We start from the raw sequence: 22921 nt of genomic DNA, 5'->3' as shown, positions 1-22921 counted from the left end.
AAGGTTTTTTCCCTGAAAAGGTAAACACGGAAAAAGCAGCCCGTGTTTTAAGGTTTGAAGGTATTGTTAAGTTGTTCTGGGTTTATTTACGGCTGAAGTGCGCTACTAAATGATCACCTGTCATTTGTAAAATCTGTACCAGGATCAGCAGCAAGACTACCGTGACTACCATTACATCGGTTTGAAAGCGCTGATAGCCAAAGCGAATTGCCAGATCACCCAGGCCGCCGCCACCGATAACACCTGACATGGCAGCATAGGAAACAAGGGTAATCGCTGTTACCGTAATGGCCGCTAAAATACCCGGAAGTGCTTCAGGCAGTAAGGCGCCAAATACAATTTGTCTGGTGTTGGCTCCCATGGACTGGGTAGCTTCGATAATGCCACGGTCTACTTCGCGCAGTGCAGTTTCAACCAGGCGGGCGAAGAAAGGGGTTGCGCCGACGACCAAAGGCGGAATCGCTCCGCCTACACCAAGTGAGGTACCTGCAATCAGTACGGTAAACGGGATCATGATAATCAGTAAGATCACAAATGGCACGGAGCGTAGTACATTTACAACAAAGGATAAAATCCCGTAAACCGCAGGCTGATCGAGGAGCTGGCGTTTACCGGTTAAAAACAGCAACACCCCCAGCGGCAGGCCAAGCACCAGCGTAAAGGCTAAGGAGCCTGCTAGCATTAGCAACGTGTCTTGCCCGGCCAGCCAGATTTCTGCCCAGTCGATATTGGCGGTCAGTTGATTAAAGAATTCCATTAACGTAATACCTCTATATCGATTCCTGTCGCGGCAAAGCGTGCCAGGGCAGCATCTACATCACGGCCGCTTAGAGCAAGGGTAAGCTGGCCACAGGGGGTATCTTTAATGCGTTCGATACGGCCAGCCAAAATACTGAAATCTACCGCGCAATCACGAGCCACAGAGCCAAGAATGGGCTGATAGGTTGATTCACCAATAAAGGTGAGGCGCACGATTTTGCCTTCTACATGCTGGTAGTCATCGTACTGCGTGTTTTCATCAATATGCTCGGCTTCGAATACAAAGCGGCGGGTAGTGGGGTGCTTGGGGTGCAAGAAGACTTGTGTCACAGGGCCTTCTTCTACAATCGAGCCGCCATCAATCACCGCCACACGATCGCAAATGCTGCGGATCACGTCCATTTCATGGGTAATCAGAACAATCGTCAGGCCAAGCTGCTTATTAATATCGAGCAATAATTGCAACACAGATTGTGTTGTTTGCGGGTCAAGCGCGCTGGTGGCTTCGTCGCAAAGCAGTACTTTAGGCCGATTAGCCAGTGCACGGGCAATACCAACACGCTGTTTTTGCCCACCTGATAATTGCGCCGGGTACTTATCGCGATGATCAGAAAGGCCAACAAGCGCCAGCAGCTCACTAACACGCTGTGCGATTTGTGCTTTGTTGAGTACGCCGGCAATTTTTAGCGGGAAAGCTACGTTTTCAGCAACGGTTTTGGAGCCCAGCAAATTAAAGTGCTGGAAAATCATGCCCACCTGCTGGCGCAGACCACGCAGGCCCGAAGCAGTAAGCCCGGTAACATCGTCACCATCAAGCAAAATACGCCCGCCAGTGGGGCGCTCTAAAAGGTTGATCAGGCGGATAAGGGTTGATTTACCCGCACCGGAGTGACCAATAATACCAAATACAGAGCCTGCTGTAATCGATAACGACACACCAGCAAGAGCGGGAATATCCTGTCCATCGACCCGATATGCCTTGCTGACATTTTCAAGTTTAATCACGGTATTGCAAACCTTGTGGGTCAGCAGCCTGCTGGACTGAAGATTGATTTGCTGCGGAAAAGCTAGTCTTTTTCCTCTGTAATCACTTAAGTGCAAACTGGCTGGCAGATTTAAAAAAATAGCAGGGGATTTTAAAGCCCAAACATATAATCCCAAAAGCTTTAATCAGCTAAGTTAAGTCTTATAAAGTATTAAACGGCCAGACAGGGCGCTGTCGAGCCGTTTAATCAGTATCTTTGGTCTGGGCGATTCCAGTGTTTTAGCGTGGTAAACCGGCAGATTAATATCACAACAAACCAATCACCCAGACCGAAGGATTATACCTGTTTCTTCGCCTTTCTCCGCCATGGAATTTACCTTCCTTACGCAGGGCTAAAACCGGGTTTGATTAGAAAGGATACGGCCTTGGTATATGTATATGGCTTAAGTCAATACGCCTTCTCGAACCGGACAAGTAATATTGAGAAATGCTTGTAAACGGGGGGAGTGCATATGCGTAATCGCTGAAAGCATTACACCGCATGCAGTGCAAAGATCGTATTCTGAAAATTGAACCATCACACTTAATTATCTGCGGCTAATTGGCCCTACTAGCCTTTAGCCGCTAATGCCCTGGCAATCTTGTTTCTTGGCACGGTGGTGCGTGGTACCTTTTGAATAAGTCCGCTGAACCACACCCGCACATCGTCATCCAGGCCAATGCCGTGCATATAGTTGTATAGCGCTTTATTCAGGGCTACGCCAAGGGCGTCGTGGTCGACGCCCGTTGGGTCGATAAATCCCACATCATTTTTAGCAAACGTCACTTCGGGTAGTGGCAGCAGCTCGATGCCGTATTCTTCCGGCTTCTGGCCCACTGGCGAGTGCACGGTGCAGGCGAAGCGGTGAAAAAAGCCCGATTGAATACAGCCTTCGGCAAAGAGCTGACGCACGTATTCCAGTGCATCGACGGTATCTTGCACGGTTTGCGTGGGAAAGCCATACATCAGGTAAGCGTGCACCAGAATACCGGCGTCGGTAAACGAGCGGGTGACGCGGGCGACCTGATCAATTGATACGCCTTTTTTCATGAGCGTCAGCAATCGATCCGAGGCGACTTCCAGCCCGCCAGAGATGGCGATACAGCCGCTATCGGCCAGCGATTGGCATAGCTCGGGGCTGAATGATTTTTCAAAGCGGATATTGCCCCACCAGGAAATCGCCAGATTGCGTTTTTGTAATTCTGCCGCCAGTGTTTTCAGTGTTTTGGGCGGGGCGGCTTCGTCAACAAAGTGAAAGCCGGTCTGGCCGGTCTCCAGAATGATTTCTTCGATGCGATCGACCAAGGTCGCCGCCGATGCGCCGTCGTAGCGCGAGATGTAATCGAGGCTGACATCGCAAAAGCTGCATTTTTTCCAGTAGCAACCATGGGCCACCGTCAGCTTATTCCAGCGCCCGTCTGACCACAGCCTGTGCATGGGGTTCAGCATATCTAAGAGCGACAGGTAGCGATCAATCGGCAAGCCATCCCAGGTTGGGGTTCCGACTTCGGCAAAGGCGATATCAGGCTCTACAAAGTTGATATATTTGACCAACCCGTCGTTTCGGACAAAGGTGCGCACCAGGCGCTGCTGGCTGCGTTTGCCTGCCAGATGGTCGAGCAGGGCAAGAAGCGGGCGCTCGCCATCGTCCAGCGTTACATAATCAAAATAATCAAATACGCGCGGGTCAGACATTTCGCGCAGCTCGGTATTTACAAAGCCACCGCCCAGTGCCAGCACTATGTCTGGAAACTCTGCCTTAATCGCCTGGGCAATTCTGAATGCCGCGTACACCGCGCCGGGGAAAGGCACGGATACCAAGACGATGGTGGGTTGGTGTTTTTTAACCGAGGCCAGGGTGAGCTCCAGCAGCGTGGCATCAACCAGATTCAGCGGCTCGCTTAAGGCTTTAGCTAGCGGATCAAAGCTTGGCTGGCTGGATGCCAGCGATTCGGCGTAGCGCACAAATTCAAAACGCGGGTCGACCGCATCGCGCAATACATCAGAAATATCGTTTAGATACAGCGTTGCCAGATGCCGTGCTCTATCTTGCATACCCAGCGCGCCAAAGGCCCAGGCCAGCGGGTCGCCCCCTTCGTCGTCCACATACACGTCTAAGGATTCAAAGCGCGAACCTTCAGGCAGAAACTGGCGCGAGCAAATTCGGTGGCCCACGGTGGAATCTCGGCCTTGCAAAAAGGCAATGGCGGGGCCGATGGTGGCGAGGTAGAGATCAAATTGCTCATAAAAAGCCTGCACCTGATAGCTGCGATGACGCACCGGCAGGGTTTCGATACAGTTTTTAACCTCCAGTAAACCCTGCTTGGAAAACAGCCTCAACACCAGCGCCAGCGCCAGGTCTTCCTGCACCGCATCGATATTTCTGGAGCGCAAAAAACCGGTGATATAGGCGGTGGAAGGGTAGGGAGTATTGAGCTGGGTCATTGGCGGGATAACAGACAGCACGCGGGGCGTAGGCATAGCAATATCCAGATAGGGTAAATCGGTTGCCAGCACAGACTGACAGCCGCAACCTGCCATTGTAACCCGCCTGCGGCTTGCTATCGATAGTGATAGCTAAGGGCAAAAAAGCTCTGCAGAGACAGAGCTCAATAAGAGCACAGAGAAAAACTAAACCATGGGTGCTTATTTCATTTTGCGAGCATCCTTTTTTTATAGCCGCCAGGGCAGAGGAGGGAAAAGTTAGTGGCTGAGCTAATTAATCTTTGAATGGCACAAGCTTGCTTTAGGTTTTTTTGAGTGATCTATGTTCTTATTGATTACTGCACCTGCAGATTTTAGGGGGCTAATCTTTTAAAGCTACAGTTTGTTGCGTAATTATGCTTGAGTACGCAATCTGCTATCCATTAAAGTAGCTCTTTGCTGCAGTTCCGGCGCTTTCTTCTGGTTTTTCTATGTCTACCCCCAATACATCACGTGGCGTTTTGTTTACTGTGCTGGCCTTTATTATCTGGGGCTTGTTTCCACTGTATTGGAAATCTTTGCATGGCATTGATGCTTTGCAAATTATCTCGCACCGTATTGTCTGGTCTGGTGTTTTTGTGGCGGTGATTTTAATGCTGCAAAAAAACTGGAGCTGGCTCCTGCCCAGTATTAAAAATCCTCGTGTGCTGGGTGTATTTGCGTTGTCGTCACTGCTGCTGTCACTTAACTGGCTGTTGTATATCTGGGCGGTGAATGAAAACCGCGTGGTGGATGCCAGCCTGGGCTATTTTATCAATCCGCTGATTAATGTCTTGCTGGGTAGGCTGTTTCTGGGCGAGCAGCTTAAGCGCTCGCAAAGTTTTGCTGTGGGGCTGGCGGCCTTGGGTGTGCTGTGGATTACCATTGCCGCAGGTACTTTGCCGTGGATTGCACTTTGTTTAGGCCTGAGTTTTGGGGTATATGGCTTACTGCGTAAAAGGGCCAGCCTGCCTTCCTTGGAAGGACTTGCTCTAGAGACGTTTCTAATGGCCCCATTTGCGCTGTCTGCCCTATTATGGTTTCAGTTTCATGGGCAGGGCGCGCTGGGGAATATCAGCTGGCGTATTGATGCTTTATTGATGGGTGCAGGTGTTGTAACAGCCCTGCCACTTTTGATGTTTGCCTCGGGGGCCAGAACACTGAAGCTCGCTACTGTGGGAGTCATCCAGTATATCGGTCCTAGTTTGCAATTATTACTGGGGGTATGGCTGTATCGGGAGCCTTTTGGAACGGATCGTATGATCGGCTTTTCACTGATCTGGACGGCTCTGATTATTTATTCTGCAGCGGGTCTGATCAACTATTGGAAGTCGGGCCGTTTGGCGGATCAGGCGGTTTAGAATATATATAGCGTGGGCATATGCCGGGTTTATACGTATTAGGCAAATTAAAAAAAACTTATGTGTGTTGTCAATTAAAAGCTAATCAGCCTCTATAGACAGCGCCATGCTGGTGCTGATAAGTGTGTTTTATTTTTTATAAAACAGAGTTAATCGCGTATTCTGACATTTGTTTAATCTTATATTTATATACTGTGTAATTTAAATCTGTTTATGATTTATTTAAAATAAACCATAAAAGTAATTAATCTGATAATTGTTTTTTATCAGATTACAGTCAAAAGTTGGCCAAAATTGCAATTGGATTAGCGCTATAATCCATTTTTTGCATAAGCCAAGCCTGCACCATGCTTACCGAGCAGTTAAATCTGATTTTATTGTTGTTGCAGCAAATGTGCGTGTATTTGCTGATCGCCTATTTATTGTCGAAAACTCCCCTGTTTACCCCCTTAATGCAGGTCACTATTCGCTTACCGCATAAGCTGACCTGCTATGCAGTTTTTTCTATATTTTGTGTGCTTGGCACTTATTTAGGGCTGAATATATTAGGCTCGATTGCCAATACCAGGGCGATTGGTGCGGTGTTAGGTGGCTTACTTGGTGGGCCTGCGGTGGGGCTGGCGATTGGCTTTACCGGTGGTTTGCACCGCTATTTGCTGGGCGGGCCAACAGCGCTGGCTTGCATGATTTCTACTATCAGCGAAGGGCTGTTAAGTGGCATGGTACATCGCTACTTAATGAAACGAGGGCGGGTCGATTTATTATTCAAGCCTTTTCTGGTGGCATCGGTTGCGCTGATTGCAGAAATCATGCAGATGCTGATTATCCTCGCGGTGGCCCAGCCTTTTTCTAAATCGCTTGCCCTGGTAGAAAATATCGGCATTCCCATGATGATTGCCAATACGCTGGGCTCGGCGATGTTTATGCGTATATTACTGGACAGGCGCGAGATGCTTGAGAAGTACTCGAACGCATTTTCCGCCAAAGTGCTACAGATTGCCGCCAGAAGTGAGGGGGCTTTACGTGCCGGATTTGATGAAGACAACACTCTTAAAGTGGCAAAGATCATCTTGGAAGAGCTGAGTGTCAGTGCCGTTTCAATTACCGATCGAAATAAAGTTTTGGCTTTTATTGGTAGTGGTGCTGATCATCATTTGCCAGGCTCTCCTATTACTTCGGAGCATACTTTTGCGGCTATCCGCGATAATCGGGTGGTATATGCCGATGGTAATGAAGTGCCCTATATTTGCTCGATTAGCCCACGCTGTCCGTTGGGCTCTACCTTGGTGATTCCTTTATGGGGCGAGGATGGGCAGGTGATTGGAACAATTAAATTATATGAAAATAGTGGTAAGTTGTTTTTAAGATTAAATCGTACTTTGGGTGAGGGTATTGCACGTTTATTGTCTACGCAGATTTTATCCGGCCGGATAGAGGCCCAGCAGCTGTTGTTAGCGCAAACAGAAGTAAAGCTGTTACATGCACAGGTTAATCCTCATTTTTTATTTAACGCGCTTAATACCATTAGTGCGGTGATCCGAAATGATCCGGACAGAGCCAGAAAACTGATCCAGTATCTGTCCGTTTTTTTCCGTAAAAACCTGAAGCGCTCGCTAGATGAAGTTACGCTGGCGGATGAAATTGAGCATGTGAATGCCTATCTGCAAATTGAACTTGCACGTTTTTCCGATCATTTAAAGGTAGATATTGATCTGAGCGAAGCGATTTTACAGGCTAAATTACCGGCTTTCTCTTTGCAGCCTGTGGTGGAAAACGCCATAAAACACGGTACATCTCAATTATTTGATCAGGGTCATATTCGCATTTATGCAGAACAAAACAGGGAGGAATTGGCATTGCATATTGAGGATAATGCAGGGCTTTATCCCGCTGAAATTCATTCAGAAGGATTAGGAATGAAGCTGGTTGACCGGCGAATTAAAGCTATTTATGGTGCAGAATATGGCGTTTCCGTGCATTGTGTTTTTGAAAAATACACTCGGATTAGCCTGCACTTACCGGTGCATAATGTTTAACTTGGTCTGAAATTATGATGTTAACTGCCCTGATTATTGATGATGAACCTTTAGCCAGAGATGAGTTGCGTGCTTTGCTGGCAGCAGATACCCAGATTGAGATTGTTGGCGAAGCGGCTAATGCCATTGATGCCATGGCAGGCATTCATCGCTGGCATCCGGATATTATTTTTCTGGATATTCAGATGCCAAAGATTAATGGCCTGGAACTGGTGGCTATGCTGGACCCCGAGTGCTTGCCGCATATTGTTTTTGTGACTGCATTTGATGAGTTTGCGCTGAGGGCATTTGAAGAGCACGCCTTTGATTATTTACTTAAGCCGGTTGAAGCCGCACGTTTGAGCAAAACTCTGGAGCGGTTGCATAAAGTGCGTTTACCGCAAAATATTGCGGCACTTACGCCGGTATTAAATCAGCTACCTTGCCACGGGCATAATCGGATTTGTCTGATGCCCACTGCGGAAGTGGAATATGCATGCTCGAAATTAAGCGGTGTTTATCTGGTTGGGCAGGACGCTCAGGAGCATTTTACTGTGCTCACGCTGAAAACATTGGAACTTAAAACAGTTTTATTGCGCTGCCACCGCCAGTACTTGGTGAACCCAGAGCGAATTTCAGAAATTGTATTTTCTGAAAATGGAGCTGCCGAAATTCTTACTCGATCCCAACAGCGTATTCCGGTAAGCCGGCGCTATCTGAAAGTACTAAAAGATGCCCTGGGGATTGATAGCTAGGCTGTCACCGCTTAACTCTTCTGCCTTACCGCTTACAACGGCAGGCTGCCGCTTAATGACAATAGCAAGCCGTATACAGGTGCGGTTCCGTACAGTGATGGAATTCTTTCCAGGAGCGGTACTGTTATGGATCATGCACTCACTTTTGTGATTAGCACACTCTGTATTCTGATGATTTGCTATCGGTTTTACGGTGTATTTTTTGTACGTAAAGTACTTAATATCAATGATGAAGATACGACACCCGCGCATGAGTTTAAAGACGGGAAAGATTATTTGCCGACCAAAAAATGGGTCACATTTGGCGGGCATTTTGCAGCAATTGCTGCTGCCGGGCCGCTGGTAGGGCCGGTACTGGCTGCTCAGTATGGCTATTTACCAGGCTTTTTATGGCTGCTGATAGGCTGTGTAATTGGTGGCGCGGTGCATGATACGGTGGTGCTGTTTGCTTCGATGTCGCATCAGGGTAAATCACTGTCTGAAGTCGCTAAGGAAGAGCTTGGGCCGGTAGCTGGCTGGTGTACGGGCCTTGCTATGATGTTTATTATCACCATTACCATGGCCGGTTTATCGATGGTGGTGGTGCATGCTCTGGAGCGTAATCCCTGGGGTGCATTTGCGGTCTTTATGACCATTCCCATCGCGATTTGTATTGGCTTATGGGAGCGCGTTACGGGGAATATGAAAAATGCCTCTTATCTTGGCGTGGTTGCCATTATGGCCTGTGTATTTGCAGGCCCCTATATTCAGAATACATTTCTGGGTGAATGGTTTTCACTGAATGCTAAAACCGTTTCTTTGGTTTTACCGGTATATGCCTTTTTTGCAACCGCGCTGCCTGTGTGGCTGCTGCTTACGCCCAGAGCCGCTTTATCCAGCTTTATGAAGATTGGTGTATTTGGCTTACTTATTGTGGGTGTGGTGTTTGTTAATCCACAAATTCAGTTCCCAGCCGTAACCGAATTTATTCATGGCGGTGGCCCCGTATTGGCCGGACCAGTGTGGCCATTTATTTCAATTACAATTGCCTGTGGTGCAATATCAGGCTTTCATGCCTTTATTGGCTCAGGTACGACACCTAAGCAAATTGATAAATGGAGTGATATTCTGCCGGTCGGTTTTGGCGCTATGCTGGCCGAATGTATGATTGGGGTGATGGCTTTAATTGCTGCAACTTCATTACATCCTGCCGATTATTTTGCTATTAACTCCAGCCCTGAGGTATTCAAGACTTTGGGTATGGATGTCATTAATTTACCGGCTTTAAGCTCTGCCATTGGTCTTGATTTGCACGGGCGTACCGGTGGAGCTGTTACTCTGGCTGTTGGGATGACTGATATTTTTACCCGTATTCCTTTACTAAATAAGCTGGCTTCCTATTTCTTTCAATTTATGGTGATGTTTGAAGCTGTATTTATTCTGACTGCGATTGATTCTGGCACCCGTGTTGCCCGTTATTTATTACAGGATTTCCTGGGTGACTTCTGGACGCCATTAAAACGGACAGATTGGATGCCCGGTGCAATTGGTACATCGATTGTAGCTTGTTCGCTGTGGGGCTATTTATTGAATTCAGGCGATATTAATTCGGTATGGGCGTTGTTTGGTGTATCTAATCAATTGATGGCATCTATTGGATTGATTATTGGTGCAACAATTATTTTACGTTTAAGTAAAAATCGTAGCTATATGCTGACTTGTTTGATTCCTTTGGCATATTTATTTGTAACCGTTAATTATGCGGGCTACTGGATGATAGAACATGTGTATTTTAACCCTGTATCTAAAGGATATAATATTTTTAATGGCCTGATTTCCATTGCAATGATGTGTCTTGGTGTAGCGATATTGATTTCTGCACTGATCAAATGGAAAGAAATGCTAGGCAGTCTTCGCCGTTTAGAGTTAAAAACAGCGTAAATTAAATAAGAAAAAAAGCCCGGCATGCCGGGCTTAGCCACGTCTGGAAGCGATCAGCTTTCGTATTGGGGTGGGCAGGCCTAGCTGAAGGGCTTCTGCTTGGCTAAACCAGCCCAAATGATCTTCATGGGCGAGGGCTGTCTGGCTGATGACGCTGCCGGGCAGGGGAGTGATGGTGAGGCGAAAATGGGTGAAAACATGGACAAAATCTTCCTCTGCATTATCAAACTCTACATTTAAGCCAAAGCGCTGTTGGCAGGCCTGGCTGGCCTCTAGCGTGGAGGAGGCTTCCGGCAGGCTCCACAAGCCTCCCCAGATACCACTGGGCGGGCGGCGCTCCAGCAGGATTTTGCCGCTCTTCTCCACCATCATCAGCACGGTTTGTCGCTCTGGTGATACTTTTCTTGGCTTAGGCGTGGGCAGCTCGGCTTGCCGGCCTTGCTGGCGGGCGATGCAATCAGCCTGCACCGGGCAAGCCATGCAGGCTGGTTTTTTGGGCGTGCAAATGGTGGCGCCTAAATCCATCAGGCTCTGGGTGTAGCGCTCAATGCCATGATCGGGCAGCAGGTTTGTTGCGAGTTGCCACAGCTCTCTTTCAATTACCTTGGTGCCTGGATAGCCGTTAATGCCAGCCCATCGGGCCAGTACGCGTTTTACATTGCCATCTAAAATGGCGGCTTGCTCACCAAAGCTAAATGCTGCAATGGCCGCTGCCGTAGATGGCCCCACGCCGGGTAGCTCGGCCAGCAGTGTCGGCGTGCGTGGAAACTGGCCATTAAAGCGCTCCATCACCATTTTTGCGGCTTTATGCAGATTGCGGGCGCGGCTGTAGTAGCCAAGGCCGCTCCATCGGGCCAGTACATCGTCCGGGCTGGCTGCGGCCAGGCTGGCTACATCGGGGAAATGCCCCAGAAACTGCTGGTAATAAGGGATGACGGTGGTGACCTGCGTTTGCTGCAGCATAATTTCGCTCAGCCAGACGCGGTAAGGATCAGACACCTGCCAGGGCAGATTGTGGCGGCCATGTATGGCTTGCCAAGCGATTAAACGCCGGGAAAAATCGCTCATTTATGGGGTTTTTCTGCCTTTGGGGAGGTGGTTTTTTTAGCCGTGGCTTTTGTGCCTGCGGCAGCTTTGAGCCCTGCAGCTTTGCGGGGCTGCGCTGCTTTTTGTGCCGGTGCTTTACTTACGGGAGCCTGGGCTTCAGATGCGGTCTTTTGCTTGAGCAGAATCTGCTCTTTCAGGCTGGCGTAATCGATATGGTATTCGGGGGCGCTTAGGGCACCGGTCAGCTTGATAGGTAAGCTGAGGCCTGATAAACCCTTGAGCGCAGGTACCTTAGGGTTTGCGCTGGCATTCATATTGTAATCAATGGCATTGCTGTTTAAATCCAGAGTACCACCACCAGTAAGTCTAAGTATGCCTGCGGTAACAGCCAGATCACTATTGCTGGCGACACCATGCTTCAGCGTGAGCGTGGAGCGCAGCTCGCTAAAAGAGGTTTTTGCATCAAGATTGAGTGAAGGGCTGGTTTCACCATTCATCAGGCTGATCTGGCGGCTGGCGGTGCGCAGCAAGGCTTCCAGGTCAATCCCCCTGACCGCTCCCTGATTCAGTAGCAATCTGACATTACCGCCTGCAGTCCGGCGTAAATGGCTGAGCTGGTTTCCTACCGCGGCCACATCTAAATCCAGATGGCCACGGCCCTCAAAGCGGCTGTTATCGATAACATCGGTAAGCAGTGCATTGATATTCATATTGGCAAGTTTTTGCTGTATACGGAACGAGGGCGTTTTTTTGCTGGCATCCACCTTCAGGCTGCCTGTAAGCTGGCCTCCGTAGAGTGTTGCAGCTAAAGGCTCCAGGTTAAGCTTGCGGTTTTTTGCGGCAAATTCCAGCGATATATTGTTAATATGCAGTTTTTGCATTGCCAGCTCGCCAATTTTAAGCTTGCCGCTGGCATCCAGATTATCAAGCCACCAGAAATCAAAAGGCTTATCCGGATTAACTGTTTTTGCTCCTGCAGCAACTACAGGCAGATAGGGCGATAAATCAAGCTTATTAAGGTCAACATCCACCGCGTAATGGGGGCGCACAAAGTCTGTTACTTCGATTTGTGCTTTTACCGGTGATTTATCCAGCTGCCCTTGGCTGCTCAGGCTTAGTGATTCTGCTTGTAAATTGAGCGCCCCTGCGCCATTCAGATCCAGGCCAATCGCGCCCCTTGGTAAATTGCGGTTGGTGTAGGTTCCGGTAAGGCGATAAGCAGGTAACCTTGCAATACTGCCATTGAGTAATTCCAGCGGGCTGGCAAAAGTGAGTGCCAGGTTTTGTTCCGGACTATGAAGTTTTACTTCGAAGCTGGCTGTTTCGGTGCGCAGCAGACCCTGTTTCAGGCCTGTAAGATTCGGGATCGTCGCTTTTGCACTCAGTTGCCCGCTGGGGCTTTGCATATCTACATTTAATTTCAAATGGTTCAAATTAACTGCTTCTTTGGATAGCAGAATTTCAGGCACATCCAGCTCGCCCTTCCAGTGCTGTCCTGCGCGCTGTCCGGATATATTGAGTTTAAGCTCACCACCTTTAAAACGTAGCGGCTGCCAGCCATAGACCAGATTACCCACCGTGCTTACCTTTACATTCTGTAAGCGCAGCTCGGGCGAGCTGCCTCCTTTTTGCTCTAATTCCAGTAGTAAGTCAGCGACCAGCAAACGATGGTCTGCCTCATGGTAGCGCATGGCTGCGCTGGCACTGAGTGCGCCCTGCCATTGCACCGGCCTGCCGTTGTCACCAATCAGCAGCATGCCATCCAGATCAAGATGCCCGGCTTTGGGGTCGGATAAGTTTTTCATGGTGAGATTAAGCCGTGACAGACGCAGGCTCTCACCTAAAAATTCATCGGAAAGCTTAAACGAAGCTTCGGTAAAATGAACGGTGTCGAGCGAGAAACTTAGCTCTTTGGTATGTGATTTTGGAGTAAGCAAGTCTTCAAAATTATATGTACCATCTTCGCGGCGTATGACATTGAGTGCGGGTTTTTCAAAATCGAGTGCTTTGATTTTTCCCTTACCAATAAGTAATGGCCATGGGCTCAATTCAATTCGCACACGATCTGCATGCGAGAAAATTGTTGTTTCGCCAGGCTCGGTCAGCGTGACATCATCTAAAAGTAGTGCGGGTTGAGGCAACAGGACAAAACGGGCATCTCCACGTATGCTGAGCTGCCGTTTGGTGTCTTTTTCCAGCATGATGGAAAGCCCGCTTTTGATCAGATCAAAAGAAATAAAATAGGGTACCGTGCCAAGCAACGCCACAAGCATGACGAGCAAAAGCAGGCAAATACGGAAGGGGCGAGAGTGTCGCCAATCTATAGTAGGACGATGCATGCGGGGATTATCCCGAAGACATGGATTAATTTCAAAGTTAAGATTGTTAAAAATTTTCACACACGGGAGAAAAACATGGCTCAAGCCACTGAAATCAAGGTTCGCGGCTATCATCTGGATTTATACGGTCATGTTAATAACGCGCGTTATTTAGAATTTTTAGAAGAAGCTCGTTGGGCTTTGGTGGATGAGAGCGGGGGCTTGGAGTGGTTTACCCGCGAAAAGCTGGCCTTAGTGATTAGTCGAATTGATATTCGCTATAAGCGTCCTGCCACGATGGGTGATGTATTAAAAATAGAAACCCGTATGGTTCATTTGACTGAAAAAGAGGGAATTATTCATCAGCGCATTGTGCGGGCCGATAATGCAAAACTGGTGGCAGAAGCCGATGTAACCATTGCCGTGATCCATGCCGGCACGCCCGGTGCAATGCCTTTAAATGGTGAGTTGGGCTGCCGTTTGCAAGAGATGATGAATGTATAAATGGGCAGGAAGGATTTTACTATTACTGGGTATTTTGCTTGCCGGCTGCTCCAGTTTGTATAACTCTTTTGAAAAACCAAGTGTAAGTCTTGCCGGTTTGAGTGTGGCTGAAATAGGCTTGCTGGAGCAGCGTTTTGTACTGAGCCTGCGCCTTACTAATCCAAATAATGTATCGCTGGATATTAAGGGGGTGCAGTTAAGTATGGATGTAAACGGCAAGCATTTTGCCGAAGGGGTTTCCAGCGAAGTAGTTACTTTGCCCAAGTTAGGATCAGCTCTGATAAAGCTTCATATCACCACATCTCTAAGTATATTTATGCAGCAATTTAATGCCATGCAAGCAAGTGGCAAGCCAATCGCCTATCGTATAATAGGTAAGCTTTTTCTGCCATTACGTCCTGATGGTGTAAGCTTTGAGCGACAGGGAGAAGTAAATTTACCCTGAATAGTGTTGATTAAATTATTATTTCTGGGTGTGTGTCGGGGCTCTTTTATCAATGCCGGATTCCCGTCCGCGTAGAAATGATGAAACCGGATAATGGAAATAATACAATGAGCGATCATGCTGCAGCACATGCCAGTTCTCATGTTGAGGATGAACTTCACGGCTCACCCAGCCCTTCTTTTATGCAAAAAAACCGCTTAAAGCTAATTATTGCAGGTGGTTTTTTTGGTTTTCTGCTTGTGCTGATTATTGGCATTGCTATTGGTATGACTAAGCGTAATTTTGAAAGGGCTCAATATATAGAGCAAATTGCGCGTTTAAAAATTTCTTTTGAAGAAACCATTGAAACGCGTAAAGAGTTGGAAGAAAAAATATCCGAGCTGAAAAAAGAAGTAAAAGAAAAAAAAATTGAGGTAGAAGAACTTGAAGTGAAAGTTGAGGATCTGGAGCGCCGTGGTGGTGCCAGGGCTGGTGGAGGTAGCGAACCTGCTGCTCATGGTGACGCATCTAAAGAAGGCGCAGATATTAAGCCTGCCGGTGGGGGCTATGTAAAGTTTGGTGGCGGTGATTGTGTCTTGCCTGCAGGGGGTGGAAAAGGAAGCACCGCCTGGAAAGAATGCATCAAGCAAAATAGTAACGCAGGCAAACCCGAGGCCCCTTCCGCCAAAGAGCCAAGCGGGCATTAAGCCTGTGCATAGAGCATCATGACGGTTTCTAACTCTGCTGGTGTTGCGCCGTGATGCAAGCAGGCGGCCGCACCACTGGCAATACTGACCGCCATCAGCACGGATCATATCGGTGAGCGCTTCACCGGCAGCAATAAAAACTGGCAAAGTGTGGGCAGTAGCTGATGGTATGTGCTGGCCTTTCATCATTAGATATTATGGTTGGGTGTAGTAACGAGCAGGTTTGATTCTTTAAAGCTAACCGTTTGATTTATATCTGGTTGCTGGATTGTCTTTAAAAGAATGAATCTGTGAGCAGAGCGTGAATACAGATAGTTTACGCTCCGTCTGGAGCTTCTGACCGTTAATCGCTGATAAGCGTTTTAGCAATCTTGATAACTACTTTTTTGATAATCATTGGCTGATTACTTGCCCGGCAGGGCTTATGTAATTCGCCGGGGTAAAAAATGGCAAACATGCCGGGGGTGAGATAAAGCCTGGATTCGCCGGTTATAGGGGCTACAAAGGCAATATCTCTTTCTTTTAGCTGATCATGGGTTTTTAACAGAGTCTTATTGGGCGGGGCATAGCCGATCAGCTCTTCGCCTTCAAACAAATACTGGATATCAATGTAGCGGGAATGGAACTCGGGCTTGCCACTTTCCCATGCCTGGGTCTGTGGTGTTTGTATCAGTGCAAACATCAGATCACCATTGATCGGATAGCGGCCGCTCTCCATACCGGAAAAATCCGTAACGCGCAGATAATCCAGGGCTGTTTCTATGGCTGCGGGCAGGGGTAGATTGGCTTGGTGCAAATAACCCAGATACATGGTGTTCTCGTTGTTTTATTGGATATTTACATTATATCCGAGCGCCCCGAGCCCAAATAGGAATATGGTTGATTGCAAGCGTGCTGAACGCTGGCATAATCTTTTAGCTGCTGTATGTTTTGTGTCAACTCATTGTTGGATATGTGCTTCATTAAAAAACCTTTTTAGCCCCGATCTTTGCGCTAAAAGCAAATTTATGGCATAAGGCACACTGCTGTTTGCTTATACCGGACTTTGGAAAATGAAAACCCCAAAAAGATTAGAACCGCTTGTTCAGAATGGACTTGTTGATGAAGTACTCCGCCAGCTGATGAGTGGCAAAGAAGCCGTGGTTTACGTAGTGCGCTGTGGTGACGATGTTCGCTGCGCCAAGGTTTACAAAGAAGCGAATCAGCGTAGCTTTAAACAGAATGCGGCTTATCAGGAAGGCCGTAAAGTTCGTGGCTCGCGCGATGCCCGTGCCATGGAAAAAGGCAGCCGTTATGGCCGAAAAATGGCAGAAGAAGTGTGGCAAACGGCCGAAGTAGACGCTTTGCACCGTTTAGCCGCAGCAGGCGTGCGTGTGCCTCAGCCTTATAACTGCTTTGAAGGCGTGCTCTTAATGGAGCTGGTGACTGATGCTGCAGGCCACGCTGCCCCACGATTAAATGATGTTGTGCTAAGCCCCGAAGTTGCTTTGAAATTTCACGCCATGCTGATTAAACAGGTGGTATTAATGCTTTGCGCCGGTGTGATTCATGGTGATTTATCCGAATACAATATCCTGGTCGATGCCGATGGCCCGGTGATTATCGACTTGCCACAGGCTGTGGATGCTGCAGGCAACAACAGTGCGTTTAGCATGCTGGAGCGCGATGTGGGTAATCTGGCCACTTATTTTGGCCAGTTTGCGCCGGAGTTACTGAATACCGATTACGCTTTCGAGATCTGGAGCCACTACGAAAAAGGCGAGCTGCACCCGGATGTGGTGCTGACTGGCCGCGCCCGCCGTAGCGAGAAAAAAGCCGATGTACGTGGCTTGATGCGTGAAATCGATAGTGTGAAAGAAGAAGAGCTCAACCGCCGCCGCTTTCAGCTGGAAGAAGACTAATCTAAAGCTGCTGTCTTTAAATATCCAGTCAATAAATGCAGGGCAGGTACGGGTTTTATTGTGCCCACAGAAGGTAGTAATCAATGCCTGGGCGTAAAAGTATGCCCAGACTGTGTTTTCCCCGGGCTGAAGTTTCTTTGTAGTTGCGACGCCTGGCTAGATGAAGCAACCTCTGTTTTTACGTCTTATGCAAACTCTCCTGTAAAATTTTCTCTATGTCACTTCATTTACTTGTTTCTTATGCCGACTGGCCCGATGCTGACCAGTGCCGGTTTATCACTACGGGCTTAGCTTTGCCTGCTCTGGCTCTGCTTTGCGGGCGCGGAAAGCGGGCACCTGCGCACACGCAAAGCGTGGAGTCCTGGCTGGCCGGGTGTCTGGGTATGGATACGTTGCCGGCAGCAGCTTTAAGTTTGGGAGTGGATTTTCCGGTGGCACAGGCCGGTTTTTGGCTGCGTGCCGATCCGGTGCATCTTAAAATCGAGCGGGATGGCTTATTACTGTTTGATGCACAGCATTTTCAAATTAGCCAGGCAGAGGCTGAGGCGCTGGTAGCGGGTTTAAATAGTGTGTTTGGCGAAGACGGCATGCAGTTTGTAGTGGCCAGTCCTACGCGCTGGTATCTGCGCCTGCCATGCGATCCTCAGCTGACATGGACATCACTTGATGCAGCCATTGGCCGAGATATCAATACGCTTTTGCCTAAGGGCACGGATGAGCTGAAGTGGCATCGAGTGCTCAATGAAATTCAGATGTACCTCTATACCCATGCTGTGAATGACAAGCGTCCGGATGCGCAAACGATCAACAGCCTCTGGCTTTGGGGGGGGTCCTATTATCCTGTTACAGATACACCTGTTGTGCCGGAAATTCCTGTTTATACAAATGATTTGTTGCTGCGCGGCAGCATGCAGCTTGGCGGCTCGGACGCGCTGCCTCTACCCGCAAATGCGGATGGCTTGCCTGTTGGTGATGCGCTGGTGATGCTTGATCATCTGCGCCTCGGGGCTTGCTACGGTAATGCTCATGATTGGCGGGAGGGCTGGCTGGCTTTGGAAAAAAACTGGTTTGCACCTCTCTTGGCAGACCTAAAATCCGGCAAGCGTCAATCGCTGGCGATCACTTTCCCGGATTTGGGCCTCGCCCTGCAAACCAACCGATCTTTACGCTGGAAAATCTGGCAAAAACCGAAGCTGCCTTGGGATTTTTTGTAGCGCTAAAAAGATCTGTAGGCACAAAGCACATGAAGAGCACACAGAGAAAATCGTAAGGGTTTAAGTATTTGTCACTACTCATGTATGCACAAAAACCCAAATCTTGAACCACTTCGACCCCAGAGGGCGCAGAGTTACACGGAGAGAAACTTAGGGATTTACTATCGATTCCTTTTTGTGTCCTGGTTTGACTCTCAAAAAGTTAAAGTTGTCATTTTTGATAAACACACTCGGGGATGACGCCGTGGTTCAGTTCAAAAAGCACCGTGGTATACCCTTCGCTTTTCCTCTACTTTTTCTGTGTCCACAGAAGTTTGTTTTAGAAGTTTTATATTTGTCACTTTGAGTCAGCCATGACCATTATTTCCCCCCGAATTGTTCCGTCTGCCGCCGAATCTTTGCTTTGCGAGCAAGGCTTATCCCCGCTAGAAGCCCGTTTGTACGCGGCTCGCGGCATTGCTAGCCGCTCCGAGCTAGAGCACGAATTGGCCCACCTGCTGCCTTTTCATGGTTTAAAAAACATCATTGAGGCAGGCAAGCGCCTGGCAGATGCGATTGCCGCCAAAGAGCGTATTCTGATCGTGGCTGATTACGATGCCGATGGTGCAACGGCTTGCGCGGTGGGGATGCGGGGCCTGGCGATGCTGGGCGCGGTGGTTGATTTTGTGGTGCCTAATCGCTTTGAATATGGCTATGGCTTAACCCCGGAAATCGTTGAGCTGGCAGCGCAGAAATCACCCGATTTAATTTTAACTGTGGATAACGGCATTGCCAGCGTGGCGGGCGTGGCTGCAGCGCAGGCTCTCGGTATTGATGTGCTGATTACCGATCACCATCTGCCGGGGGACGAGCTGCCCGCCACGTTGATTGTGAACCCCAATCAGCCGGGCTGTACCTTTGCCAGTAAAAATCTGGCCGGTGTGGGGGTGATGTTTTATGTGCTGATGGCGCTGCGGGCCGAGCTGCGCGAGCGGCAGGTTTTTGCAGGTATCAAAGAGCCAAATCTGGCCACGCTGCTGGATTTGGTGGCGCTGGGCACGGTGGCCGATGTGGTGCGCCTCGATGGCAATAATCGCATTCTGGTGGAGCAGGGCTTAAAGCGCATGCGGGCAGGGCGGGCCAGTGCCGGTGTGCTGGCTTTGTTTACAGCTGCGGGGCGTTTGCCTTACAAAGCATCCTGTTTTGATCTGGGCTTTACGCTGGGGCCAAGGCTGAATGCGGCGGGGCGTCTGGACGATATGAGCTTAGGGATTGCCTGCCTGTTGGCCGATTCAGAAGCGGCCGCCACGCCACTGGCTAAAGAGCTGGATGGCATGAACCGCGAGCGGCGCGAGATTGAAGTGGGCATGCGCGCCGAGGCCGAAGCCATTCTGGCAGACATTGCTGTGGAAGACGCTTACAGCATCAGCCTGTATCAGGGTGACTGGCATCAGGGCGTGGTGGGAATTGTAGCCTCCAGAATGAAAGATCGCTTTCATCGCCCAACCATCGTGTTTGCTGATGGCAACGATGATGAAATCAAAGGCTCGGGCCGCTCTATCCCCGGCTTGCATCTGCGCGATGCGCTGGATTTGGCATCCAAACGCCACCCCGATTTAATCCTCAAATTTGGCGGCCACGCGATGGCGGCGGGCCTAAGCCTGCGCCAAGCCGACTTTGCGCGCTTTAAAACTGCGTTCGAGTTGGTGTGTCATGAGCTGATGGATGCGGGTACGCTGGAGCGAAAAATTGAAACCGATGGCGAGTTGTCTACCGAGCTTTTTGCGCTGGAAGTGGCCGAAAAGCTGGATACGCAAGTCTGGGGCCAAGGCTTTCCCGCGCCGGTGTTTCAGGGCGAATTCACCGTGGTCGAGCAGCGGCTGGTGGGCGAGCGCCACTTAAAACTGAAACTCGCCAATCCGCACGGCCTGGTGCTGGATGCCATGCGCTTTGGTCATGCCGATCCGCTGCCGCCCAAAATCATGGCCGTGTATCGTATCGGCGTAAACGAATTTCGTGGCAACCGCGTAGTGCAGCTGCAAATCGAGCATGTGAGCGGGTAGCGGTTCGGTATTGAACTAGTAAGCGATGCCAGTGAAGTAATATCCCACACCAAACTCCAAATCTTAAGCCATGAAAGAGAAGAAAGAATGCGAAGGGGCATGGAAAAAATACAATGAGGTTTTTTCCGTAAAACTTCGTGTGCTCTGCTGTTTCTGTATTTCAAGGTTGGAGGGTTATTCGGTCAGCCGCCAGTCGCCTTGCAGGGGCTGGTTTTTATGCTTATGCGCTGATTGCTACCCTTCAATGATTCCCTGCCGGGAAACTGTCTGTTTGCTATGGTAAAAAGAGGGCGCAGGCTTGCGCTGATATTTATCACGGGAAAAGGGCCGCTTTAATGAAAGCAACTATGTATGTGTCTATCTTGTTGCTTACAGTTGTATTAACAGCCTGTGGCGGCGGCGGGGCGGGAGAATCCACAACCGCTGTAAGCCAATCTCCCATTACTGTACCGACCTTAGCGCCACTGGCTACGGCTGTGCCTAGCTTTTTACCTAGCTCCAGCCCTAGCCCCTCTTTGATTCCTACCTTAGTACCTATCCCTGTGCCTAGTCCTGCCCCTGTCCCCGAGTCGGTGACAGCAGCCAGTGCCGGCCTATTAATTAGTGAAGTTTCAAGTAATGATTCGACCAATGCAGGGGCTTGGCTGGAAATCCATAACCCAGGTAGCCGCGCTGTGTCGCTTAGTGGAGTAAGCCTGCGTACCCGTTCTGGTTTACGCTCCTGGCCATTTACGGTGTCCAGTACGCCAGTCAGTTTTAGTCTGCCTGCCGTCACACTGGCAGCCGGGGGCTATTTTGTGGTGATCGCCAAAATCGACGATAGCGTGAGTAATAACAGCCAGGTGGCTTATCTCAGCAATGGTGAGGCAGTGCCTTTTTGGGATTCCAATGGTGCTGTAGAGCTTACTTTTGCAGGGGCAACTTTGGATTTTATCCGCTTTGGCAATAGCAGCCAGGCACCGCTTAGCAGCAGCGTGTGGCAAGGCTTGAATGTAGCTGCCATGCCAGCGACTTCGTATAGTCAGTCTCTTGTCAGGCCTTTTCCACTGCAAGCGAATAGTGGCAGCGCAGCAGACTGGTTGCAGGTTCCTTTTGCCACTCCTGGCGGGCGCAATGATGTGCCCGCTACAGCGGCAGATAGCGATAACGATGGTATTCCAGATACGGCAGAAGTAGCGGGAGGCACATTTGCAGGGCTGGATCTATTTGCGATGGGTGCCAGAGTCAGGCAACGCGATATCTTTGTGCAGGTTGATCATATGCTTTCCAGCGATGCCGGTATCACCCCGCGCAAAGAAGCTTTGCAAAAAGTAGTCGATATATTTGCCAGCCGGGGCTTTAGCATTCATTTTGATACCGGCAGTCTTTATGCTGCAAATTTTAATCCTGCTTTGTTTAATCTGGGCGGCGGGCTTGGGGGGGAGCTAATGCAGTGAGCTATGCCAGATGTTTGACTTTAGATAGCAAAACAGGCTGCGCTTCTTTATATAGTTATAAATCAGCAAGTTTGGATATCCGGCGTAAAACGATATTTCACTATTTACTTATGGCTAATTCACAGGAGTCAGATGGCTCTGCCGGATCTTCAGGTTTGGCAGAAATCAATGGCAATGATTCAATGGTGACATTAGGGAGCTGGGGCTTATCCAGTAGATCAGGCAGTAATGCTAATTTGCTGCTTAATTATCAGGCCAGCACCATTATGCATGAGCTAGGCCACAATTTTAGCCTAGAACATGGTGGTAATGAACCCAGTAATTATAAGCCTAATTATTACAGCATAATGAATTACCTCTATCAATTACCGGGGTTGGGGTCTGATCCAAAAACAAATAGTGCAGCACAGCGTTATTATCTTAATAATAATGCACTGGGTTTTAGCTGGGGAAATATATGTAATATTGATGCCAGTCCCTGTAGTACAAATTATAAAATGGATTACTCCGATGGCAGTGGTATTAGTTTAAATGAAAGCAGCTTGCTTGAATCTGCCATTATTGGCCGGGGAAGTAATAATGGATCTTACGCAGACTGGAATACCAATGGTGCACAAAATGCCAGTGTTTATATAAAGGATATTAATCAAGATTCCAGTTTTTCGATATTAAGCGATTATAACGACTGGGCAAATCTCTACCTGCCTTTTGCGCGGCAGAACACAGGCAATAATGGTGTTAGCTTATTATCAAGACGCGTTTTTTTACCCTCTCATGTGCTTAGTCAGGACAGGCAACCGGCCGCAATTGAGCAGCCTCCTTCTTTAGGGCTGATTCAATTGATTGGTAGTCTTAAAGGACACGCAAAGTAATTTAAATAAAAGCACTTGGATGGCGTGCATGCTTTAACGTTGCAGATTAAGTTAGAATTTTATTAGCTTAATACTTAATAAAAGATAGATTATGCAATATTGAAGAGTAATATTTTTTACATATAATTTGGTATTTTTATGTGGGATATGAATATTTT

General features: G+C 48.7%; 18 protein-coding genes. 12 read left to right on the top strand and 6 right to left on the bottom strand.

Translation table 11 applies throughout. The annotated features are described in order from the left end of the window. Window positions 1-82: 82 nt before the first annotated feature. The 3 genes from EJO50_RS08905 to EJO50_RS08895 form a co-directional block, all read right to left on the bottom strand. The gene (locus EJO50_RS08905; protein WP_125973444.1) at window positions 83-757 is read right to left on the bottom strand and encodes a methionine ABC transporter permease; all 675 of its coding nucleotides are present in this window, start codon (window positions 755-757) and stop codon (window positions 83-85) included. After that, entirely contained in the window at window positions 757-1764 is a 1008-nt protein-coding gene (locus tag EJO50_RS08900) for a methionine ABC transporter ATP-binding protein (protein WP_125973442.1), read from the bottom strand. Before EJO50_RS08900 ends, EJO50_RS08905 begins: the two co-directional genes overlap by 1 nt. Window positions 1765-2354: 590 nt before the next feature. Further along, window positions 2355-4229, bottom strand: a complete 1875-nt coding sequence (locus EJO50_RS08895) for a B12-binding domain-containing radical SAM protein (protein ID WP_206434513.1) — start codon at window positions 4227-4229, stop codon at window positions 2355-2357. Window positions 4230-4699: 470 nt separating this feature from the next. Between EJO50_RS08895 and rarD the strand changes: the two genes are divergently transcribed. The 4 genes from rarD (at window position 4700) to EJO50_RS08875 (ending at window position 10298) form a co-directional block, all read left to right on the top strand. Next, the gene (gene rarD, locus EJO50_RS08890; RefSeq protein WP_125973440.1) at window positions 4700-5608 is read left to right on the top strand and encodes an EamA family transporter RarD; all 909 of its coding nucleotides are present in this window, start codon (window positions 4700-4702) and stop codon (window positions 5606-5608) included. A 347-nt stretch (window positions 5609-5955) separates the two neighbouring features. Next, on the top strand, window positions 5956-7644 hold the full coding sequence (locus tag EJO50_RS08885) for a sensor histidine kinase (protein WP_125973438.1): 1689 nt from the start codon (window positions 5956-5958) through the stop codon (window positions 7642-7644). Window positions 7645-7658: 14 nt separating this feature from the next. Beyond that, window positions 7659-8378 carry a two-component system response regulator BtsR gene (gene btsR, locus EJO50_RS08880; protein WP_233702018.1) on the top strand — a complete coding sequence of 240 codons (720 nt, stop codon included), beginning with the start codon at window positions 7659-7661 and terminating at the stop codon, window positions 8376-8378. Between the two features lie 126 nt (window positions 8379-8504). Beyond that, a complete protein-coding gene (locus tag EJO50_RS08875; RefSeq protein WP_125973436.1) occupies window positions 8505-10298 on the top strand; it encodes a carbon starvation CstA family protein in 1794 nt (597 codons plus the stop codon). 33 nt (window positions 10299-10331) lie between these two features. Here the strand turns inward: EJO50_RS08875 and mutY are convergent, their stop codons facing one another. Together mutY and EJO50_RS08865 are read right to left on the bottom strand one after the other, a co-directional pair. Continuing rightward, the gene (gene mutY / locus EJO50_RS08870; RefSeq protein ID WP_125973434.1) at window positions 10332-11366 is read right to left on the bottom strand and encodes an A/G-specific adenine glycosylase; all 1035 of its coding nucleotides are present in this window, start codon (window positions 11364-11366) and stop codon (window positions 10332-10334) included. After that, the gene (locus EJO50_RS08865; RefSeq protein WP_164521465.1) at window positions 11363-13684 is read right to left on the bottom strand and encodes an AsmA family protein; all 2322 of its coding nucleotides are present in this window, start codon (window positions 13682-13684) and stop codon (window positions 11363-11365) included. Before EJO50_RS08865 ends, mutY begins: the two co-directional genes overlap by 4 nt. Window positions 13685-13759: 75 nt before the next feature. On the opposite strand from EJO50_RS08865, the gene EJO50_RS08860 reads away from it, so the two are divergent. The 3 genes from EJO50_RS08860 to EJO50_RS08850 all read left to right on the top strand — a co-directional run bounded on the left by EJO50_RS08860 (window position 13760) and on the right by EJO50_RS08850 (window position 15298). Then, window positions 13760-14167 carry an acyl-CoA thioesterase gene (locus EJO50_RS08860; protein WP_233702016.1) on the top strand — a complete coding sequence of 136 codons (408 nt, stop codon included), beginning with the start codon at window positions 13760-13762 and terminating at the stop codon, window positions 14165-14167. Beyond that, complete coding sequence (locus tag EJO50_RS08855) at window positions 14160-14612, top strand: LEA/WHy family protein (RefSeq protein WP_125973428.1); 453 nt, start codon at window positions 14160-14162, stop codon at window positions 14610-14612. The genes EJO50_RS08860 and EJO50_RS08855 overlap by 8 nt, the downstream gene beginning before the upstream one ends. A 107-nt stretch (window positions 14613-14719) precedes the next feature. Beyond that, window positions 14720-15298 (top strand): hypothetical protein, encoded by a 579-nt coding sequence (locus EJO50_RS08850; RefSeq protein ID WP_125973426.1) that lies wholly within the window; start codon window positions 14720-14722, stop codon window positions 15296-15298. A gap of 343 nt (window positions 15299-15641) precedes the next feature. Here the strand turns inward: EJO50_RS08850 and EJO50_RS08845 are convergent, their stop codons facing one another. After that, on the bottom strand, window positions 15642-16109 hold the full coding sequence (locus tag EJO50_RS08845; RefSeq protein WP_125973425.1) for a NanQ anomerase/TabA/YiaL family protein: 468 nt from the start codon (window positions 16107-16109) through the stop codon (window positions 15642-15644). A gap of 241 nt (window positions 16110-16350) precedes the next feature. Here EJO50_RS08845 and EJO50_RS08840 point away from each other — a divergent pair, with 241 nt between their 5' ends. The 5 genes from EJO50_RS08840 to EJO50_RS08820 all read left to right on the top strand — a co-directional run bounded on the left by EJO50_RS08840 (window position 16351) and on the right by EJO50_RS08820 (window position 22763). Beyond that, window positions 16351-17199, top strand: coding sequence for a PA4780 family RIO1-like protein kinase (locus EJO50_RS08840; protein ID WP_125973423.1), 849 nt, complete (start codon window positions 16351-16353; stop codon window positions 17197-17199). Between the two features lie 215 nt (window positions 17200-17414). Beyond that, window positions 17415-18413, top strand: a complete 999-nt coding sequence (locus EJO50_RS08835) for a hypothetical protein (protein ID WP_125973421.1) — start codon at window positions 17415-17417, stop codon at window positions 18411-18413. Between the two features lie 353 nt (window positions 18414-18766). Next, window positions 18767-20455 carry a single-stranded-DNA-specific exonuclease RecJ gene (recJ, locus tag EJO50_RS08830; RefSeq protein WP_125973419.1) on the top strand — a complete coding sequence of 563 codons (1689 nt, stop codon included), beginning with the start codon at window positions 18767-18769 and terminating at the stop codon, window positions 20453-20455. Between the two features lie 335 nt (window positions 20456-20790). After that, complete coding sequence (locus EJO50_RS08825; RefSeq protein ID WP_125973417.1) at window positions 20791-21891, top strand: lamin tail domain-containing protein; 1101 nt, start codon at window positions 20791-20793, stop codon at window positions 21889-21891. Next, on the top strand, window positions 21888-22763 hold the full coding sequence (locus tag EJO50_RS08820) for a zinc-dependent metalloprotease family protein (RefSeq protein ID WP_125973415.1): 876 nt from the start codon (window positions 21888-21890) through the stop codon (window positions 22761-22763). The genes EJO50_RS08825 and EJO50_RS08820 overlap by 4 nt, the downstream gene beginning before the upstream one ends. The last annotated feature ends 158 nt before the right edge of the window (window positions 22764-22921 follow it).

The organism is Iodobacter ciconiae (genome assembly GCF_003952345.1).
Lineage (GTDB): Bacteria > Pseudomonadota > Gammaproteobacteria > Burkholderiales > Chitinibacteraceae > Iodobacter > Iodobacter ciconiae.
The sequence above is the reverse complement of the archived record's forward strand: the minus strand, read 5'-3'. Positions and strand labels throughout refer to the sequence as shown.

Coding starts and splice junctions, on each gene's coding strand:
- EJO50_RS08905 (WP_125973444.1), bottom strand. CDS start 757: ATGGAATTCTTTAATCAACTGACCGCCAATATCGACTGGGCAGAAATC.
- EJO50_RS08895 (WP_206434513.1), bottom strand. CDS start 4,229: ATGACCCAGCTCAATACTCCCTACCCTTCCACCGCCTATATCACCGGT.
- rarD (WP_125973440.1), top strand. CDS start 4,700: ATGTCTACCCCCAATACATCACGTGGCGTTTTGTTTACTGTGCTGGCC.
- EJO50_RS08885 (WP_125973438.1), top strand. CDS start 5,956: ATGCTTACCGAGCAGTTAAATCTGATTTTATTGTTGTTGCAGCAAATG.
- btsR (WP_233702018.1), top strand. CDS start 7,659: ATGATGTTAACTGCCCTGATTATTGATGATGAACCTTTAGCCAGAGAT.
- EJO50_RS08875 (WP_125973436.1), top strand. CDS start 8,505: ATGGATCATGCACTCACTTTTGTGATTAGCACACTCTGTATTCTGATG.
- mutY (WP_125973434.1), bottom strand. CDS start 11,366: ATGAGCGATTTTTCCCGGCGTTTAATCGCTTGGCAAGCCATACATGGC.
- EJO50_RS08865 (WP_164521465.1), bottom strand. CDS start 13,684: ATGCATCGTCCTACTATAGATTGGCGACACTCTCGCCCCTTCCGTATT.
- EJO50_RS08860 (WP_233702016.1), top strand. CDS start 13,760: ATGGCTCAAGCCACTGAAATCAAGGTTCGCGGCTATCATCTGGATTTA.
- EJO50_RS08855 (WP_125973428.1), top strand. CDS start 14,160: ATGTATAAATGGGCAGGAAGGATTTTACTATTACTGGGTATTTTGCTT.
- EJO50_RS08850 (WP_125973426.1), top strand. CDS start 14,720: ATGAGCGATCATGCTGCAGCACATGCCAGTTCTCATGTTGAGGATGAA.
- EJO50_RS08845 (WP_125973425.1), bottom strand. CDS start 16,109: ATGTATCTGGGTTATTTGCACCAAGCCAATCTACCCCTGCCCGCAGCC.
- EJO50_RS08840 (WP_125973423.1), top strand. CDS start 16,351: ATGAAAACCCCAAAAAGATTAGAACCGCTTGTTCAGAATGGACTTGTT.
- EJO50_RS08835 (WP_125973421.1), top strand. CDS start 17,415: ATGTCACTTCATTTACTTGTTTCTTATGCCGACTGGCCCGATGCTGAC.
- recJ (WP_125973419.1), top strand. CDS start 18,767: ATGACCATTATTTCCCCCCGAATTGTTCCGTCTGCCGCCGAATCTTTG.
- EJO50_RS08825 (WP_125973417.1), top strand. CDS start 20,791: ATGAAAGCAACTATGTATGTGTCTATCTTGTTGCTTACAGTTGTATTA.